This window comes from Bacillus jepli (assembly GCF_047238305.1).
GTDB lineage: Bacteria > Bacillota > Bacilli > Bacillales > Bacillaceae_L > Ferdinandcohnia.
On record NZ_JBDFMO010000001.1, the window covers coordinates 423,806 to 441,217 of the forward strand.

General features: G+C 39.7%; 17 protein-coding genes and 1 pseudogene. 2 read left to right on the plus strand and 16 right to left on the minus strand.

Going from position 1 to position 17,412, the window contains the following annotated elements:
- Positions 1–147: 147 nt before the first annotated feature.
- Together pflA and pflB are read right to left on the minus strand one after the other, a co-directional pair.
- Positions 148–873 (minus strand): pyruvate formate-lyase-activating protein, encoded by a 726-nt coding sequence (pflA, locus tag ABC371_RS02050; RefSeq protein WP_412895346.1) that lies wholly within the window; start codon positions 871–873, stop codon positions 148–150.
- Between the two features lie 21 nt (positions 874–894).
- Positions 895–3,123 (minus strand): formate C-acetyltransferase, encoded by a 2,229-nt coding sequence (gene pflB, locus ABC371_RS02055; protein WP_412895347.1) that lies wholly within the window; start codon positions 3,121–3,123, stop codon positions 895–897.
- Between the two features lie 675 nt (positions 3,124–3,798).
- On the opposite strand from pflB, the gene ABC371_RS02060 reads away from it, so the two are divergent.
- Positions 3,799–4,755 carry a D-2-hydroxyacid dehydrogenase gene (locus tag ABC371_RS02060; protein ID WP_412895348.1) on the plus strand — a complete coding sequence of 319 codons (957 nt, stop codon included), beginning with the start codon at positions 3,799–3,801 and terminating at the stop codon, positions 4,753–4,755.
- 56 nt (positions 4,756–4,811) lie between these two features.
- On the opposite strand, the gene ABC371_RS02065 is transcribed toward ABC371_RS02060, so the two are convergent.
- The 10 genes and pseudogenes from ABC371_RS02065 to ABC371_RS02110 all read right to left on the minus strand — a co-directional run.
- Positions 4,812–5,042: an excisionase family DNA-binding protein gene (locus ABC371_RS02065; RefSeq protein WP_136379463.1), complete on the minus strand. Its 231-nt coding sequence runs from the start codon at positions 5,040–5,042 to the stop codon at positions 4,812–4,814.
- Between the two features lie 237 nt (positions 5,043–5,279).
- Entirely contained in the window at positions 5,280–5,531 is a 252-nt protein-coding gene (locus ABC371_RS02070) for a hypothetical protein (protein ID WP_412895349.1), read from the minus strand.
- A 93-nt stretch (positions 5,532–5,624) separates the two neighbouring features.
- The gene (locus ABC371_RS02075) at positions 5,625–7,202 is read right to left on the minus strand and encodes a M2 family metallopeptidase (RefSeq protein WP_412895350.1); all 1,578 of its coding nucleotides are present in this window, start codon (positions 7,200–7,202) and stop codon (positions 5,625–5,627) included.
- Between the two features lie 48 nt (positions 7,203–7,250).
- Positions 7,251–7,637, minus strand: a complete 387-nt coding sequence (locus ABC371_RS02080; RefSeq protein ID WP_412895351.1) for a DUF2500 domain-containing protein — start codon at positions 7,635–7,637, stop codon at positions 7,251–7,253.
- A gap of 188 nt (positions 7,638–7,825) precedes the next feature.
- Positions 7,826–8,545, minus strand: coding sequence for a YebC/PmpR family DNA-binding transcriptional regulator (locus tag ABC371_RS02085; protein ID WP_412895352.1), 720 nt, complete (start codon positions 8,543–8,545; stop codon positions 7,826–7,828).
- Between the two features lie 201 nt (positions 8,546–8,746).
- Positions 8,747–9,142 (minus strand): VOC family protein, encoded by a 396-nt coding sequence (locus ABC371_RS02090; RefSeq protein WP_412895353.1) that lies wholly within the window; start codon positions 9,140–9,142, stop codon positions 8,747–8,749.
- Between the two features lie 43 nt (positions 9,143–9,185).
- Complete coding sequence (locus ABC371_RS02095) at positions 9,186–10,073, minus strand: DMT family transporter (protein ID WP_412895354.1); 888 nt, start codon at positions 10,071–10,073, stop codon at positions 9,186–9,188.
- 53 nt (positions 10,074–10,126) lie between these two features.
- Positions 10,127–10,858, minus strand: coding sequence for a hypothetical protein (locus ABC371_RS02100; protein WP_412895355.1), 732 nt, complete (start codon positions 10,856–10,858; stop codon positions 10,127–10,129).
- Between the two features lie 5 nt (positions 10,859–10,863).
- Positions 10,864–11,589, minus strand: coding sequence for a hypothetical protein (locus ABC371_RS02105; RefSeq protein ID WP_412895356.1), 726 nt, complete (start codon positions 11,587–11,589; stop codon positions 10,864–10,866).
- A 142-nt stretch (positions 11,590–11,731) separates the two neighbouring features.
- Positions 11,732–12,376 (minus strand): annotated as a pseudogene (locus ABC371_RS02110) (DsbA family oxidoreductase); the annotation flags it as partial.
- 540 nt (positions 12,377–12,916) lie between these two features.
- Here ABC371_RS02110 and ABC371_RS02115 point away from each other — a divergent pair.
- Positions 12,917–13,138, plus strand: coding sequence for a hypothetical protein (locus tag ABC371_RS02115; protein WP_412895357.1), 222 nt, complete (start codon positions 12,917–12,919; stop codon positions 13,136–13,138).
- Positions 13,139–13,238: 100 nt separating this feature from the next.
- Here ABC371_RS02115 and qoxD read toward each other — a convergent pair whose 3' ends face one another.
- The 4 genes from qoxD to qoxA form a co-directional block, all read right to left on the minus strand.
- Positions 13,239–13,520 carry a cytochrome aa3 quinol oxidase subunit IV gene (gene qoxD / locus ABC371_RS02120; RefSeq protein ID WP_412895358.1) on the minus strand — a complete coding sequence of 94 codons (282 nt, stop codon included), beginning with the start codon at positions 13,518–13,520 and terminating at the stop codon, positions 13,239–13,241.
- A 1-nt stretch (position 13,521) separates the two neighbouring features.
- On the minus strand, positions 13,522–14,118 hold the full coding sequence (gene qoxC, locus ABC371_RS02125; RefSeq protein WP_412895359.1) for a cytochrome aa3 quinol oxidase subunit III: 597 nt from the start codon (positions 14,116–14,118) through the stop codon (positions 13,522–13,524).
- The gene (gene qoxB, locus ABC371_RS02130; protein ID WP_412895360.1) at positions 14,115–16,064 is read right to left on the minus strand and encodes a cytochrome aa3 quinol oxidase subunit I; all 1,950 of its coding nucleotides are present in this window, start codon (positions 16,062–16,064) and stop codon (positions 14,115–14,117) included. Before qoxB ends, qoxC begins: the two co-directional genes overlap by 4 nt.
- A 381-nt stretch (positions 16,065–16,445) precedes the next feature.
- The gene (gene qoxA / locus ABC371_RS02135; protein ID WP_412895361.1) at positions 16,446–17,351 is read right to left on the minus strand and encodes a cytochrome aa3 quinol oxidase subunit II; all 906 of its coding nucleotides are present in this window, start codon (positions 17,349–17,351) and stop codon (positions 16,446–16,448) included.
- Between the last annotated feature and the right edge of the window lie 61 nt (positions 17,352–17,412).

A 17,412-nucleotide genomic window follows, 5' to 3' on the forward strand; every position in this document is an offset into this window, starting at 1 on the left:
TAAAAAACTTCATCCTTTTACATTTCTCACTATCTTCTCTTTTTCCTGCAATAAAAAAAGAGTATGAAAACGATGTTCATACTCTTAATGGACGAGGGGATAGGTTCACTACCCCTGTAAATATATGGTAGGACAAGGAACCTGTCCCTATGACCCTAGTATTCTTTCTGCGTTTTTGACGCGTTCTTCGGTTGGGGGTTCGACATCCTTAAGTTTGTATTCAAGACTGAGGCTTTCCCATTTGTATATTCCGAGCTTGTGATACGGAAGAACCTCAATTTTTTCCACGTTTTTTAAGGTTTTTATAAACGCTGATAGGTTCGTAAGGTCCTCGTCATTATCACTTATTGTCGGAACTAACACATGGCGAATCCAAACGGGAACATTTTTGTCTGATAAATATTGTGCAAAATCAAGGATATGCTCATTGCTCATGCCGGTTAATTCCTTATGCTTCACCGGATTGATTTCCTTAATATCGAGTAAAATCAAATCGGTTAGTGGGAGCAACTTCTCTAATCGTTCCATGAATTGTGGAGAACGAGTAAAGCATCCACCAGAGCTATCGATCGTGGTGTGTATCCCAAGCTTCTTGCATTCTGTAAAAAGTTCAATTAAAAAATCAAGTTGTAGCAAGGGCTCACCACCACTTACGGTTACACCGCCACCTGATGCCTGAAAAAAAGGAAGATAGGTTTTGATATCATCGATAATCTCTGAAACACTTATTTCCTTTCCCCTATTTAATTTCCAGGTATCAGGGTTATGACAGAACTGGCAACGGAGCAAACACCCCTGAGTAAAAATGACATATCGTAGTCCTGGTCCATCTACAGTCCCACAGGTTTCAATGGAATGAATGCGTCCGTTCATGCTTTTCGTCCTCCTTATTTCTTACATACTTTCGTGGAATGTACGATTTACAACATCAATTTGCTGTTCTCTTGTTAGTTTGATAAAGTTCACGGCATATCCTGATACACGAATCGTTAATTGTGGATACAGCTCAGGATGCTCCATTGCGTCTAATAATGTTTCGCGATCAAAGACGTTCACATTTAAGTGATGTCCTTTTTTCATCGCATATCCATCAAGTAAGCCAGCTAGATTGCTGATTCTCGCTTCTTCCTCTCTTCCTAGTGCTTTTGGAACGATAGAGAAAGTATTAGAAATGCCATCTAAGGCGTATTCATAAGGTAGCTTTGCAACAGAACTTAAGGATGCTAGTGTACCCTTCGTGTCACGACCGTGAAGTGGGTTAGCGCCTGGTGCGAATGGTTCCCCTGCCTTACGGCCATCTGGTGTGTTGCCTGTCTTTTTACCATACACTACATTAGATGTAATCGTTAAAATGGATTGAGTGTGAACAGAGTTGCGATAGGTTTTATGCTTTTTAATCTTCGTCATAAAACGTTTTACAAGTTCAACCGCGATGTCATCGACAAGGTCATCGTTGTTGCCGTATTTCGGGAAGTCTCCCTCAATCTCATAATCTACGACAATTCCATTTTCATCACGAATTGTTTTAACTTTGGCACATTTGATGGCACTTAGTGAATCCGCAACAACGGAGAGCCCCGCAATTCCACATGCCATCGTACGTAAAACTTCTTTGTCATGGAGTGCCATTTCCAAACGTTCGTAGCTGTATTTATCATGCATGTAGTGAATGACATTTAAAGTGTTAACATAAAGCCCTGCAAGCCATTCGAGCACGACATCATATTTTTGAAGGACCTCCTCATAGTCCAAATACTCAGAAGTAATCGGTGAGTAGCTTGGTCCTACTTGAATCTTCAGCTTTTCATCGATCCCACCATTGATTGCGTAAAGTAATGCTTTTGCAAGGTTCGCTCTAGCACCAAAAAACTGCATTTGTTTACCGATTGCCATTGCAGAGACACAGCACGCGATGCCGTAATCATCACCATACGTTTCACGCATGATATCATCGTTCTCATACTGGATAGAGCTAGTTTTTATAGACATTTTCGCACAATACTTTTTATAGCTTTCAGGTAGGTTCACAGACCAAAGGACCGTTAAGTTTGGCTCTGGTGCTGGTCCAAGATTGTCTAATGTATGCAAGAATCGGAACGAGTTTTTCGTAACTAATGGACGACCATCAATTGCTACACCTGCTAGTGATTCTGTCACCCAGGTTGGGTCACCACTAAATAGTTCATTGTAATCTGGTGTTCTCGCAAACTTCACGAGTCGGAGTTTCATTACAAAATGGTCAACAATTTCCTGTGCTTCTTCCTCTGTTAACATTCCGTTTGCTAGATCTCTATCGATATAGATATCTAGGAATGTAGACACACGCCCTAAACTCATCGCAGCCCCATTTTGTTCTTTTATAGCAGCTAGATAAGCAAAATATAGCCATTGAAAAGCTTCTTTTGCATTTGTAGCTGGTTCAGATATGTCATAGCCATATGTGTTTGCTAGTTCCTTCAGTTCCTGAAGGGCACGAATTTGCTCAGAAAGCTCTTCCCGGTCACGAATAATGTCATCAGTCATGGCTCCATTTCCGGTTTCAAGAAGGTCTTTCTTCTTATCTTCAATGAGTCGGTCAACACCGTATAATGCCACTCTGCGGTAATCCCCGATGATTCTTCCCCGACCATATGCATCAGGCAGGCCAGTGATGATTCCCGCTTTTCTCGCAAGTCTCATTTCTGGTGTATAAGCATCGAACACACCTTGGTTATGTGTTTTTCGATACTCAGTAAAGATTTTGACAATCTCCTCATCGATTTCAAATCCATAAGATTTTGCAGAATCAACTGCCATTCTAATTCCACCAAACGGTTGAAGAGAGCGTTTAAACGGTTTATCTGTTTGAACACCTACCACTTTTTCTTTTTCCTGATCAAGGTAACCAGGCCCATGTGAAGTAATCGTAGATACAATTTTTGTATCCATATCCAGTACTCCACCATTTTCGCGCTCCTGTTTTGTCAATTCCATGACCTGTTCCCAAAGAGCGTTCGTTGCTTCAGTTGGCCCCTTTAAAAATGCTTCATCCCCGCTATATGGTGTGAAATTCTCTAAAATGAAATCTCGTACATCAATATCCTTTTGCCATTTTCCTTCTTTAAAACCAGCCCATGCTTTCATTATCAATGACCTCCATTACAAGGTTTTTAAATGTGTTTTTTGATTACGTGTTTGTCTGAGTTGGATTGCTCACTACTGAACAAACTTCTTTACACCTTCATCATACAACGGGTAGGGTTGGTTGTCATGTGAAATATTTCACAAATTGGTGAAATTACCATTTTAGCCACAATTTCAACAAAATTTGGTCAAAAATGGTGGGTCGTAAAAATTGATGTTTTCATATCAGGGAACTAGCTACTCTAAAATAGATTGAGTGCGTCCACACTCTAGTTACTGGAAAGAGGCATCTTTTCAAATTTGACTGGAGTGCTACCAACCTCCTAATATATGGAGAGTCAAGCGCCTCCAACGCAGCTCGAGTACCACCTTCATCCTAATTCCTGGAAATTCATGTCACTCCATTACGTCTAGAATACCACCAATCTCCTAATTTCAGGAAAGCAATGCCCCTCCATCACAGCTCGAGCACCACCAATCCACTAATTCTTGGAAAACAATTGCTCTCCAACACGTCTGGAGTACCAGCAGCCTCTTAATTCTAGGAAAATAGCAACCTTCCAGAACGCCTTCTCATCCGAATTGTTCTGAACCCACCCCATATCCAATGCTGGTAAAGCAAGCTTGTCTGTATTATTATAAAATTAAATCAATTCTGGGATTGGGGGGAACACCATGTCAAAGCTAGTTATTACTCAAAATATCGAGCAGTCTCATCTCGATCAAATCCAGGCAATCATTCCTAGCTGGGAGATTGTTGCTGGGCGTGATTCATCTGTTTGGTTAGACCATTTAAAAGATGCCGAGGTGATTGTCGGGTGGAAAAAGGAGATTGCGGAGCATTGCATTTTTTCAGACTCCAAGCTTCGTTGGCTGCAAAGCTGGAGTGCGGGTGTTAACAGCATGCCTCTTACCGAAATGGAGAAGAAACACATTCTGCTCACAAGCGCCAATGGGGTTCATGCATATCCGATTTCGGAAACCATTTTTGCCTTAATGCTCGGATTGACAAGGAAAATTCATACATATGTTAAAAATCAGCAGGATAAAAAATGGCACCATTCTGATATGAAGCTTGAGATTCATGAAAAAACAATTGGGATCATGGGTGTAGGACACATCGGGAAAGAGACGGCCAAGATTGCAAAAGCATTTGGAATGACAGTTCTTGGTGTGCGCCATTCAGGACGTGAAGAGGATTTCGTCGATGAAATGTATACGACAGACCAGCTGTCAGAGGTTCTGCCAAGATGTGATTACGTTGTTGTAACATTACCTTTGACGAGTGAAACTCATCATTTATTTGGAGCAAACGAATTTAAGCAAATGAAGTCTTCTGCATTTTTCATTAATATTGGACGGGGCGAGATCGTCGTTGAGGATGAGTTGATTGAAGCACTGCGTTCCGGTGAGATCGCTGGAGCTGGGCTGGATGTGTTTACGAAAGAGCCACTAGATGAGAACAGCCCACTATGGGAATTTGAAAATGTGATTGTGACACCACATACATCTGGTTCAACTGAACATTATACAAAGCGTGTGATTGAAGATATCTTTATCCCCAATTTGAAGAGCTATGCCCAAGGTGGAGTACTACCGAAGAATGTGGTGGATTATAAAAAAGGATATTAGGGACAGTCGCTCTGCCCCTTGTAAAGATTGATGGGATGCGAAACCTCGTGTCCCAATCAATCCTCGTCCTTCACATCTATATCCTCTGGAATTGGTTCGCTTAGCCATTCTTCGTAAAGCTTTTTGTATTTTTCAAGTTGCTCCATCGTTGCATTGAATTGGTCTTTATTCAATAGGTACTGTTCGCCGTCAAAAAGGGCACGCACCTTTTTTTCTTGAATAAGCTTTTTCACTAATTCTTCTGGAATAGATAAATATTCTGCTGTTTCCTTTACTGTTAAGTACAAACTACTTCATCCTTCTTTACCTTCTGATTTTGTATGCACGTCGTTCTGCGTATTCTGAGCAAGGTATGCATACCTTTATTGTATTCCCTTTATCATCGACATACTTTCGCAAAGGTTTGATTTTCCTACTACAAATTGCACATTTCGCACCAAAAAAAGAGCATCGACACCCTCCTTTGATTTTAACATAGGAGAAGACTTAGGATTACCTGTCACATTTCAGAAAAAAGGCAACATTTAATTTTTGTTCTTTTTATCAAGTTTCTCGTTTCCTCGTTTAAAGTTGCCCGTAATTTTAGCAAGCAGTAACTGTATTTTTATGTTGTCATCTTCAACTTCTTTTATCTTTGCTATAAGTCGTTCAGCTTCCCGATCCTTTATTATTTTAATTTGCTTTCCTGCATAATAGATGATAACCATTCCTTTTTTCGTAATTTGATAAGTGAATGGTTCTTCTCTTAATCGGTTTCTTTTATCTATTTCGCTCATTCTAGGGTCTCCCTAACAATTTAAATACATATGTGTCTTTAACTGCTATCAAAATTCATTAGGGGATGAGGCCCCCAATGAATGGGTTTCACTTTATTTCACTGCAACAAACTGATCGACAAAATGCTGTGGATTTAGTTTTTCTCCAGTGGCTCTTTCAATTTTTTCATTCCAATTGTATAACGCACCTGGTTTAAAGAAATCATTCAACAAGAAATTCCCCACTTTTTCTGTGAAAAGATCTGTTGAGATGTTCTTCTCAATATAGCGCTGAAGCTGGGAAGTTGTTAACTCACCAAGCAGATAGTTTTGGTAATACACTGGCACTAACGTAAAATGGATCTTCGCAGCCCAATGCGGATAATCTTGATTTTCAGGCGGTGTCAAATATTGAATGTCATTCACAAGTTTCCACCATAAACGGTTCAAATCTTGATCAGGGTTTTCGTAAAGTTCGCGTTCAAAGAACACAAACGTCATAATCCAACGGCCCGCGATGAGCATTTGACGGCGTAAAGATTTATCAATAAGTGACTTTAACTCATCCACCTGCTCTTGATCCAATCCTAAAAACTGGTGGAGCCATTCCGGATTTTTACCGAAGCGACCATATAACATCGCAATCGCCTCAGTTGTTAATGTATGTGCCGGACTGCGCAATAAGAACGGGAGGCTCCGATCGATATATTTAAAATAAACCGCATGCCCGTATTCGTGGAGCATTGTATTGGACCAATAATCGGATGGCACATTATTACTTAAGACGCGGACATCACCCTCTCGGTCAATGTCGGTACAAAATGCATGCTGGTTTTTCTTCTCTCTTGGATACAAATCGCTTTTTTGAAGCATATCTGTGATATCCATGCCCATTTTTGCGAAAGTCTGTGTTGATAATTCCTCAAGATTCTTCCCTTCATAAAACGGATCTAAATCCAATTCCTTAGATGGTGGGGCCTCTTGGAAAAATGGATCGGCATAATGCCATGGTCGAAGGTCTTCAACCTTAATACCAAATCGTTCTGCAAGCTCTTCATCCATCTCCAGTTTTACCTGACGGAATGGCTCATCAGAAAGTTCCTTTAGCTTTGTAAATATCGAAAAGATTTCTTCACGTTCAAGCTCTTGTGATTTGAAGCTCATTTGGTGGAAGTTTTCAAAACCTAGTGAACGAGCGGCTTCATTGCGTTTTTTCACAAGTGTGAGTAATTTTTCTTCAACTTCTTTCGCAATTTGTTTACTTGCATGCCACGCTTGTTCCCTTAGTTCAAGATCATTGCTTTTGATTAAAATCTGACGGACATCGTTTTCGGATACTTGCTTTCCATTTAATGTCGCACGGAATGTGTTAAACACGCCAACTAATTCCGTTGATAGGTGAACCATTTCCTTCAGCTTGTCTTCTGGAAGTTGGTTTTCAAGCATGTGTGAATATAAGATTTCCAGTTGGCGCTTTTGAACAGGGTCTTCTGTTTGTTCTAGGTATTTTTTTACCTTCTCAAAACGCTCCGCATCTGAAAAATAAACACTATAAGCAGTGTCCGCTTCCGCTGACTTCGCATTCCACTCTTCCTCACCGGTGGTCGCTGCCATCCATGAAGCTTCTGCACCATTAATATGTAACTCGTGGATTGCTTTATTTTGTTCATTTAAAAACTGTTCAATTGACATGGTATTCCCCCTCTTACCCTATAATTCTAGAAAAAGCGGCAAAATCCTTTATCCTCTCAGTCTTTCAAACCCTAAATATCGCGTTCCTTGAAATGTTAGTTTCCCCATATCACCTTCAGCAAGCTGACCATATTCACCACCAGAAACCTTAAACTCAGTTCGATCCCCACTCTCAAACTCAAATGTAACAAAGTAACTCGTGGATGAAGAAACATGATCGTGGTGATGTGGATCCGAATGATGATGGGTATGTCTGCTCACATGTGTGCGCTTTGTTTTTACAAGGGCAGGAACACTAAGTTTGGGTGAATCTTCATTCTTTTTCCACTGACTGATTCCTTTTCCCATATTAAAAATAATGAGTCCAATCACAACAACGAACATAATCATTACAAAAATTGGGACAGCATTGAACATTGCATCTCCTGGATACATTAACCTTCCCCCTTTTTTAAGGAATCTATATTAAACAAATACGCATTAAAAACCAGAAAGTTTCAATGTTCGAAAAATTTTTTACAAAAAAAGAGACGGTTGGGACAATGGACCTGTCCCTCCGTCCCAAAAAAACAGACCTACGTTAGGACGGTAAATCTGTCCCACAGAAGGTCTGCGTTTGTTGATTATTCACCTAGGTCGACGTTGTGGTAGACCTGACGTACGTCTTCAAGGTCTTCTAATGCATCGATCATTTTTTCGAATTTTTCTTTTGCATCGTCTGGAAGGGTTACATCGTTTTGTGCAAGCATTGTTAATTCAGCTACTGTAAACTCCGTAATTCCAGCGTTTTTAAAAGCTTCTTGAACTGCATGGAATTGTTCTGGCTCCGCATACACGATGACAGCATCTTCTTCTTCAAGAATGTCGCGTACATCTACATCTGCTTCCATTAACAATTCTAGTACTTCATCAGCGGTTTTTCCTTCGATACCGAAAACAGCAGTTGCATCAAACATATATGCTACAGAACCACTGACACCCATGTTTCCTCCATTTTTACCAAAAGCGGCACGTACATCTGAAGCTGTACGGTTGACGTTATTTGTTAAAGCATCCACAATCACCATTGATCCATTTGGTCCAAAGCCTTCATAGCGTAGTTCATCGTACGTTTCCTCTGAACCACCCTTTGCTTTTTCAATGGCGCGGTCAATGATATGTTTTGGTACACTGTATGTTTTCGCACGCTCAAGAACGACTTTTAAATGTTGGTTTGACTCAGGATCAGGCTCACCTTGTTTCGCTGCTACATAGATTTCACGTCCAAATTTTGCGTAGATTCTACTTGTATTCGCATCCTTGGAAGCTTTTTTTTCCTTAATATTGTTCCATTTACGTCCCATCTTGAACACTCGCTTTCAACTATTGAATCTTATCTTATTATAATGTAAGTGTTGATTACTACCAAATGCTACCGTTCCACAACTTACATTTTGAACAAAATATATTATACTCCAACATTTAGCGCTTTTCGAGAAAAAATTTGAAGAAAATGTAACCAAAAAACGCCTAGACATGGGTGCCTAAGCGTTTTGACTTTTCTTTTAAGCTAAAGTTAGTTGCCAGGAAACTCCGAAACGATCGTTAATCCAGCCGAATTTTTTGCTGAAACCATAATTACCTAGAGGCATGAGTTCTCCTCCGCCTTCTTTTAACTTTTCATAAAGAGTATCGATTTCTTCTTCCGTACTGCATGTTAGATAAATTGAAAATGAAGGAGTGAATGTAAACTGATGCTTGACATTACTATCAATGCACATAAACTCTTGGCCATTTAACGTAAAAGTGGCATGCATGACTGTTCCTTCATCACCCGGTCCATTTGCTCCATACCGAACAATATTTGTAATCTCAGAATCCTCAATGAGTGACGTATAAAAATTCATTGCTTCCTCTGCATTGCCCTCCTGAAACATTAAAAATGGTGTTATTTTTTCCATAATCATATTCTCCTTTTTTCTTTTTCATTTTTTTAGTATACCCCTACTGTGCTTTATCAAAATCTCTCGGTACGTTAATATGGTGTTCTTGTATGTTTTTACTATTTACAAACCATATTCCTACTAATACTAGCAAAATTCCCGCTAACGATACCACACTTAAGCTTTCATCCAAAAATATGTATCCAGAAATGACTCCCACGATCGGTACAAGTAATAAAGAAATCGATGCTTTGCTTGCTTCTGTACGTCTTAAAATATGATTCCACATCACAAACGCTAAGGCAGAGGCAGCAACTCCTGAAAACAAAATATAAACCACAGGCATGAGTCCCCATTGTGAATTACCCGTTTCAAATGAAAGAGTATATACCAATAATCCCACCGCTCCGATCGTCATCTGCCAAGTAGTAAATTGAATGGTATCACAATGTTTTAATTTCACTTTAAATAGCAAACTCGCAATCGCCCAAGATATAGCGGAGCTTAAGGCTAATAAAACCGTCCACATGGATCCTCCAAAATGGATATTCATCGCAAGAAATAAACCCACGATGCCTATTACAATTCCGAACGTCTTTCTAACTGTTAGCCGTTCATCAGGAATCCACTTATGCGCCATGATCGATAGAAAAAGCGGCATACTGTATGTAAGAACAGAGGTAAGACCTGCACTTATGTGGTTAAGTGATATTTGAATCGCAATGTTAAAATATGTGGTTTGAAGGATTCCACATAGAATAAACCACTTAAGATCGGACTTATTAGGCAGTGGTATTCGTTTTATGAAGCACAGACCTAAGAGTACAATGGATCCTGTTAAAAACCGCCATGCAGCAAATTCCCCAGGAGGAAAAACACCGTTCCCCAATTTCATGACAACAAAATTAAATCCCCAAATCAGACATAAGATGACCATAGACATGTACATTAGGAAGTTTCCCCTCCTCTCAATTTAGCTCGAAAAAGAACAGTCATGTATGATTATTCTTTTATTTTAAAATACTCGAGATCTTCTTCCTGGATTTCTCCCACATGCTGCAAATCCACACTGCCGCCCCATGAACCCCCACCAACCATGGTAGCACGGGAGTCTTGCCTTTTATTTTCATTGTTATACGGAATCCAGCCAAAATACACATCCTGAATGACAGGAAACATGTTTTGAAAAATGGAATCTGGTTGTTTCGCTTCTTCCACTTTGAGAGAAGCCTCTATCACGCTCTGCCATTCTTTAGGAAGATCTATTATCCCGTATGGATTTTCTTTAAAATCTAGGATGGTCTTCATTTGAAGCCTTGGATAATAATTGTCAATTCCTTCAGTAATAAGATAATTGCGATCCCGTAGCAGATAAAATTCTCCATAACTGATTTGATCACTAGGGTGAATATTCCAAAATACCCTATAGGAACTCGGATCCGTACTCTTTAACTTGATAACCCTAGGGCCACCTACGGTACTATCAAATTCCTTATTCCATTTATGATTTTTCCACAGCCAAAGAGTCATACCATATTTGTTTTCATTTGTAACAATCGGCACAAAAACACGCCTTTCATCTATCTCAATAACATCAAGGACCTCATTTACTTCAGAATACCGTTTAAAAGTATCAGTTTTGGTGAAGGTAGTGGGCTTAGCTAAGTAGAAATAATAGATCAAGAAAAGAAGAACAACTAAACCTATTAGTCCTATTATCATTTTACGTTTCATTCATTTTACACCCCTTTTAAAAAGACGACATCGGAGCGAAAATAATATTGTTTTTTAGGGGTTGCGATTAATAGGCCTTTCCCATCTTCTTCAATGAAAATCGTTGTAGGTACATTGCTTCCCCATTTTCCTTGTACTCCAATCACTTGGTATGGAAATCGTTCTTTTCTTGTATTTGGTTCTCCGTACATATATGTTTCCTCGTACCACTGATCACTAAAAAATTCCGTTTGTTGCATGGTAGACAGTTGTTTCATAACTATATCCTTTTGCAATATAACATCCTTTGCGGCTGGGTGGGTATTGATAATTTTCGCACTTTCCACTTCGGAAACATAGGTTGCTATATTACCTGGAGGATATATCACATACTGCAGGCCCACCGAAGCCAAAGTCATTATGACAAAAAGAAAGTTTGCGAGAAAACCAAGCCAGGCATATTGGCGATATCTCTCCCAACGCCCCTCTTTTGATCTCAAGATAAAATAAAGAATCCATACACCTAACGGTAAAATAGGTATCTTCATAAGTGTTTCAAATAGGTTCATATTAAAAGAAAATGTAAAAAGTCCAACAAGTAAAACAAGAATGATCTTCCACAGCTTTGGTTTCTCTTCTTGTTTTTTATAAATTCTATATGAAAAAAATACAATCGTACCCCACCCAATAAGGAACGTCATCATGGATATAAGGCTTACATCAAAATCAAACCGAAATGAAATTAGAACCACCCCTTTTTCTTTTACCTTACTATATATTCGTATTGAGGTGCCTGATTCCTTTTTTTAAGCAAATAAAACGTGCAAAACCTTATAGGCTCTGCACGTTTTTGATACGATAACTCTCATCTATAAGACTGCTACTTCATTACTCTGCAGAATTTTCTTCTGTCCATACCTGCTGAAGAGCACCAAGGAAGGTGGAAGTTGGCTGCGCACCAGAGATCGCGTATTTTTGATTGATTACGAAAAACGGAACACCAGTAACACCAATTTGTTGCGCAAGCGATTCGTCAATTCGTACATCATTTGCGAATTTCTTTTCGTCTTTTAACACGTCAAGTGTAGCTTCGCGATCCAATCCTACAGACTCTGCGAGATCAGCTAGTACCTCATAGTCACTAATGAGTTTTCCTTCTTCGAAATAAGAGTGAAGGAGAATCTCAGTCATTTCTTTTTCTTTCCCCTCAGTTGCCGCAAATTTTGCAAGGCGGTGAGCATCAAATGTATTTGTGTGTTTCATTGTATCAAAATTATAGTTTAGCCCAACACCTGCTGCTTGCTCCCCAACATTTTCGTTCATTTGCTTTGCCTGTGCAACGCTAGTTCCGTATTTTGAAGCAAGCAATTCATGGATACTTTGTCCTGAATATGGCTTTGCATTTGGATCTAATTCAAAGCTTTTGAATTCTACTTCAACTTCGTCTCGATGTGGAAATTGCTCAAGCGCTTGTTCTAAGCGACGCTTTCCTACATAACAGAACGGACATACAAAATCCGACCATACCTCAATTTTCATTTTGACACCTCATTTAGGTTATTTTTCACTATGGTAACATATACATTTTGTAAAAGCTCATTGGACGACTTCGGTATAAATTTCCCTCTTCGAAAGCCAACATACATTAGAATGCCGTAACGGTACATGGTTGGGTTGATTGGGGTCGAGCGTGTAGTGCAAGACCTTTGTTGCGGCACATCATAGGGGGATTTTTGCTATAGCTTGTACCGCTAGATCACTGTTGCGGGACATGCTTGAGGGATTTTTGTTAAAGCTTGTACCGCGAGACCATTCTTGCGGCACATGCTTGAGGGATTTTTGCTAGTGCTTGTACCGCTAGACCATTCTTGCGGCACATGCTTGCGGGATTTCTGCTAAAGCATGTACCGCAAAAACCACATTACGTCACATACTTGGGTAAAATGTCTCCGTGCGTGTATCGCAAGAACTCTTAACCACCCAAATTCCCTGGCAAAATACATTTTTGAACATTTAGTGAAAAGTATTTGACAATTTTGTGAACAAAGTGAATAATTTATAGTAGGAGGATGAGGAAAAATGAAAACTACTATGCTTGAGGCTGTTAAGTATTTTGGGGGAACAGTGCTTATTGCCGGTATCATTATTTTTTGTCTAGGATTTTTTGGGAGCGGTTCCAGCATATTAACACCGATTGGAATCGGAACGGTTATGGGGGCCATATTTGTCTTTTTAATGGGGCTGTTTTTAATCGCATCTGAAGAAATGTTACTGAAGGCACAGGGGACAAAACAAGACTAAATAATTCATTCATTAACTATAGGCTTAGCCGTTCATAATCGGCTAGGCTTTTTATTTTCGCACAAAAAAAAGAGTGCCCCGTAAGACACTCTAAAATCTATTACATATCCCATACCATTAGGAATAGTGTACCGAAAATTGTAATTAACGCGATAAAAATCATGAAATAGACATTTGCGTAAATAGCCCAACGATCTTTTGTTTCACCCGCATGCATGAATACAACGAGCTGTACCAATGCTTGCACAAATGCTGTAACAATCAATATTGTAATACCTACTGTAAAGGATAGGTCAAGGAAGTACACGGAAAGAGCAATCACTGTAAGAAGCAATGAAAAGACAAAGCCATTTATTTGTTTTGCTGGAAAAAGTTCTTTCATATTACATCATTCCTTTCAAATAGATGAAGCTGAAGATGAAAATCCAGACTACATCTAGGAAGTGCCAATACAAAGAAAAGATGAATGATTTACCAGCAGTTTCTGCAGTTAAACCCCGTTTTCTAATTTGGAGAAGAATCATCACTCCCCAAAATAATCCAAAGGTCACGTGAAGTCCGTGTGTTCCTAAAGTTGTTAACAACATCGCCGTAAATGCACTCGTTTGTAGACCTGCTCCTACATGGACATAGTGTACAAACTCGTAGATTTCAACACCTAGGAAAGTTAAACCTAGAATCAATGTGACCGCGAAGAAACTCATCATTGCCTTCACTCTGCCAATACGCATGGCATGAACCGCAAGACCGATTGTAAAACTACTGGTTAAAAGTAATAAGGTTTCGATTAATACAGGTGTGATTTCAAAAATCTCTGCACCTGACGGACCGCTTCCGATGCGGTTCTCTAATGTAAAATAAGATGTAAACAATGTTGCGAACAGCATAATTTCAGCACCAAGGAAAACCCAGAAGCCAAAAATATTTAATTCGTTTTGGTGCGTACTATATTCAAGAGGTTGCGAGTGTCCAAGTTTCATAGTTTAGCACCTCCAAGTTTTTCTTCTGTTTCTTTAATCTTATCAACTGGAATGTAATGCCCAGGATCCTTTTCAAATGAACGGTATGCCATACATCCAAATATACCAATTGTTGAAGCAATCAATAGCGGCCAAATCGCAAATACGAATGAGAAGCCCCATACAAAGAAGATGCTACACATGATGAACGGAAGTCCACTATTGTTTGGCATATGAATTTTTTCAATTTCACCTGGGAATAGCTTGTGCTTTTTCTTTTTGTCATCCCAGAATGGTTCGCTAGAGTTCACACTTGGTGTTAACGCAAAGTTATACTCAGGAACTGGTGTATGTGTTGCCCACTCTAAAGTACGTGCATCCCATGGATCACTGCCAATGTTTCTTGGTGCGTAACGGATACTGTAATACACGTTATATACAATCAGAATAAATCCAATCGCCATAATACCCGCACCGACGAACGAAACCATGTTCAATGGACCAAATCCAGTGCTTTCTGAGTATGTGTACATACGACGAGCTTGACCGTCTAATCCAGTGATGTACATTGGGAAGAATGCAAGGACAAATCCGATTGCAAGTGACCAGAACGTCCATTTTCCGATACGTTCATTAAGCATAAATCCAAACATTTTTGGCCAGTAATAGGTGAGTGCCGCAAGCATCGCAAACACAACACCTGGAATAATTGTGTTATGGAAGTGAGCTACAAGGAACATTGTATTGTGGTACTGGTAATCGGCTGCTGACATCGCAAGCATTACTCCAGTTACCCCACCGATTGTAAATAACGGAATAAAACCAATTGAGTAAAGCATTGGAACAGTAAAACGGATTTTACCTTTCCATAATGTAAACAACCAGTTAAAGATTTTCACACCTGTTGGAACAGCAATCATCATTGTTGTAATTGAGAAGAAGCTGTTTGATGCAGCCCCCTGCCCCATTGTAAAGAAATGGTGCGCCCAAACTAGACATGAAAGTACTGAGATGATGACCATAGAACCAACCATTGATTTGTAGCCATATAGGTTTCTTCCTGAGAAAGTTGAAATAATCTCACTGTAAATACCAAACGCAGGTAGGATTAAGATATATACCTCAGGATGTCCCCAAACCCAGAATAGGTTGGCCCAAAGCATATCCATTCCACCGTTCGTACTTGCAAAGAAATGCGTTCCGAAAAGTCGGTCCATTGTTCCCATTGCTAAGGCAACTGTTAAAACTGGGAAAACTGTTACGATAATTAGGTTGGCAATAAGAGTTGACCATGTGAACATTGGCATTTTCATCAATGTCATGCCAGGTGCTCTCATTTTTAAAATGGTCGTTATCATATTGATACCTGTCATTAAGGTACCAAGACCCGATATCTGCAAGGCAATCATATAATAGTTCGTACCAACTGATTCACTAAAGTCATTTCCTGCAAGTGGGAAATATGAAGTCCAACCTGCATCAGGTGATCCACCAATTACGAAAGAGATGTTAAATAACATTGCCCCCATAAAAAAGAGCCAGAAGCTGATTGCGTTTAAGCGTGGGAATGCCACATCACGCGCTCCAATTTGTAATGGTACAACATAGTTCATGAATCCCATGATAAACGGCATCGCCATGAACATGATCATGATTACACCATGCGTTGTAAAAATTTCATTATAGTGCTGTGCGTCTAACAGCTTCGCTTCTGGTGTTGCTAGCTGCGCACGTAACATAACAGCATCTACCCCACCGCGGAAAAGCATGATCAAGGCAGAAATTAAATACATAATCCCGATTCGTTTATGGTCAACGGTTGTTAACCATTCGCGCCAGAGATAGCCCCATTTTTTAAAATAGGATAAACCGGCGACAATTCCGATTACGGTAAGTCCAATTGCGACCATTGCTGCATAGATGGCTGGACTAGGATGTGGTATGGCAAATCGTTCGAAAAATTCCATCCGTTGTTACTCCTTTCAAATGAAGTGAATTCGGCGTTCAAAATGTATTGATTTAAAATGTTTAAAGACATTCTTTAATGAATAGTTCGTTTTTGTCTTCGAGATATAGTATCAAGGACATTTATTTATTTTTAACCTCGTGATTTGTCCGTGAGAAGCTCTGTCGGAGACATTTTACGGCATCACACCGTTTGTTTTGTCCTTGATACGTGGTATCAGAGACATTTTCCTGCTTTACACTGTTTGTTTTGTCCTCGAGAAACGGTGTCAGAGACATTTCGAAGACCTCAATCACAACTTTTGTCCTCGAGACACTGTATCAGAGACAATTCAATGACTTTCCCTGAAACTTTTATCCGTGAAGAGCAGCATTTCTAAATATTAATGCCCTTCATGCTCTGAATGAGCTTCGTGCTCGTCATGACCTTCCTCGTGACCTTCTTCAGAATCTGCTGATCCATGATCATGTTCTGGTGGTGGCGCAAATTCTAGGTGAGTTCCAGTAAACGTCATTTGACCAAGATGGCCAGGTTCTATTAGCTCATCGAATTTTTCTTCGGTAAGAGGCTCGGCAGTCTCTTTAACCTCGTCTACCCAATCCTCAAAGTCTTTTTCAGGAACTGCCTTTACACTAAAAGTGTTTTCTGCAAATCCTTTACCACTGAAGTTTGCGTTACGTCCCATTAATTCACCCTGCTCATCTGCAGCAAGATGCAATGTCGTAATCATGTCTGCCATGGCGTATTTTTGTCCGCCAAGCTGTGGAATCCAGAAGCTTGTAATTGGTCCGTAAGAATAAAGTCTGAATTCAAGTGGTCGGTCTGTTGGAACATATAAGTAATTGACTGTTTCAATATCCTCTTCTGGGTAGCTAAAATGCCATTTCCAGTTTGAAGATGATGCATAAATCACCAATGGTTCTTGGTCTTCGTAACCTTTTGGTGCAGACTCGACAATGTAGTTACTTTGTACAGAAACAATTGAAAGATAACCAACGATTAAAATTGGAATACCGATACAAATGGCTTCAACCCAAGGATTTCCTTCAATATGTGGTGGTTCGTAATCCTCTGGCATTTTTGAAGCTCGATATTTAACAAGCATATATACTAGCAATACGAAAACGACAATGACTACTACTGCCATGATTCCAATTGAAAGTAGGATATCTTGGGCTTGCCTCTCAGCTTGTGGACCCTTTGGATCAAGGACCATTACGGGTTCACAGCCTGTTAGCACTGTGGCAATAGTAATAACCATCGATAAGAAAAACCATTTGATTTTCATAAAAGTACTCCTTTCCGAATGGATGCTCTAATTTAACAACTATGATCGTTATACAGAAATT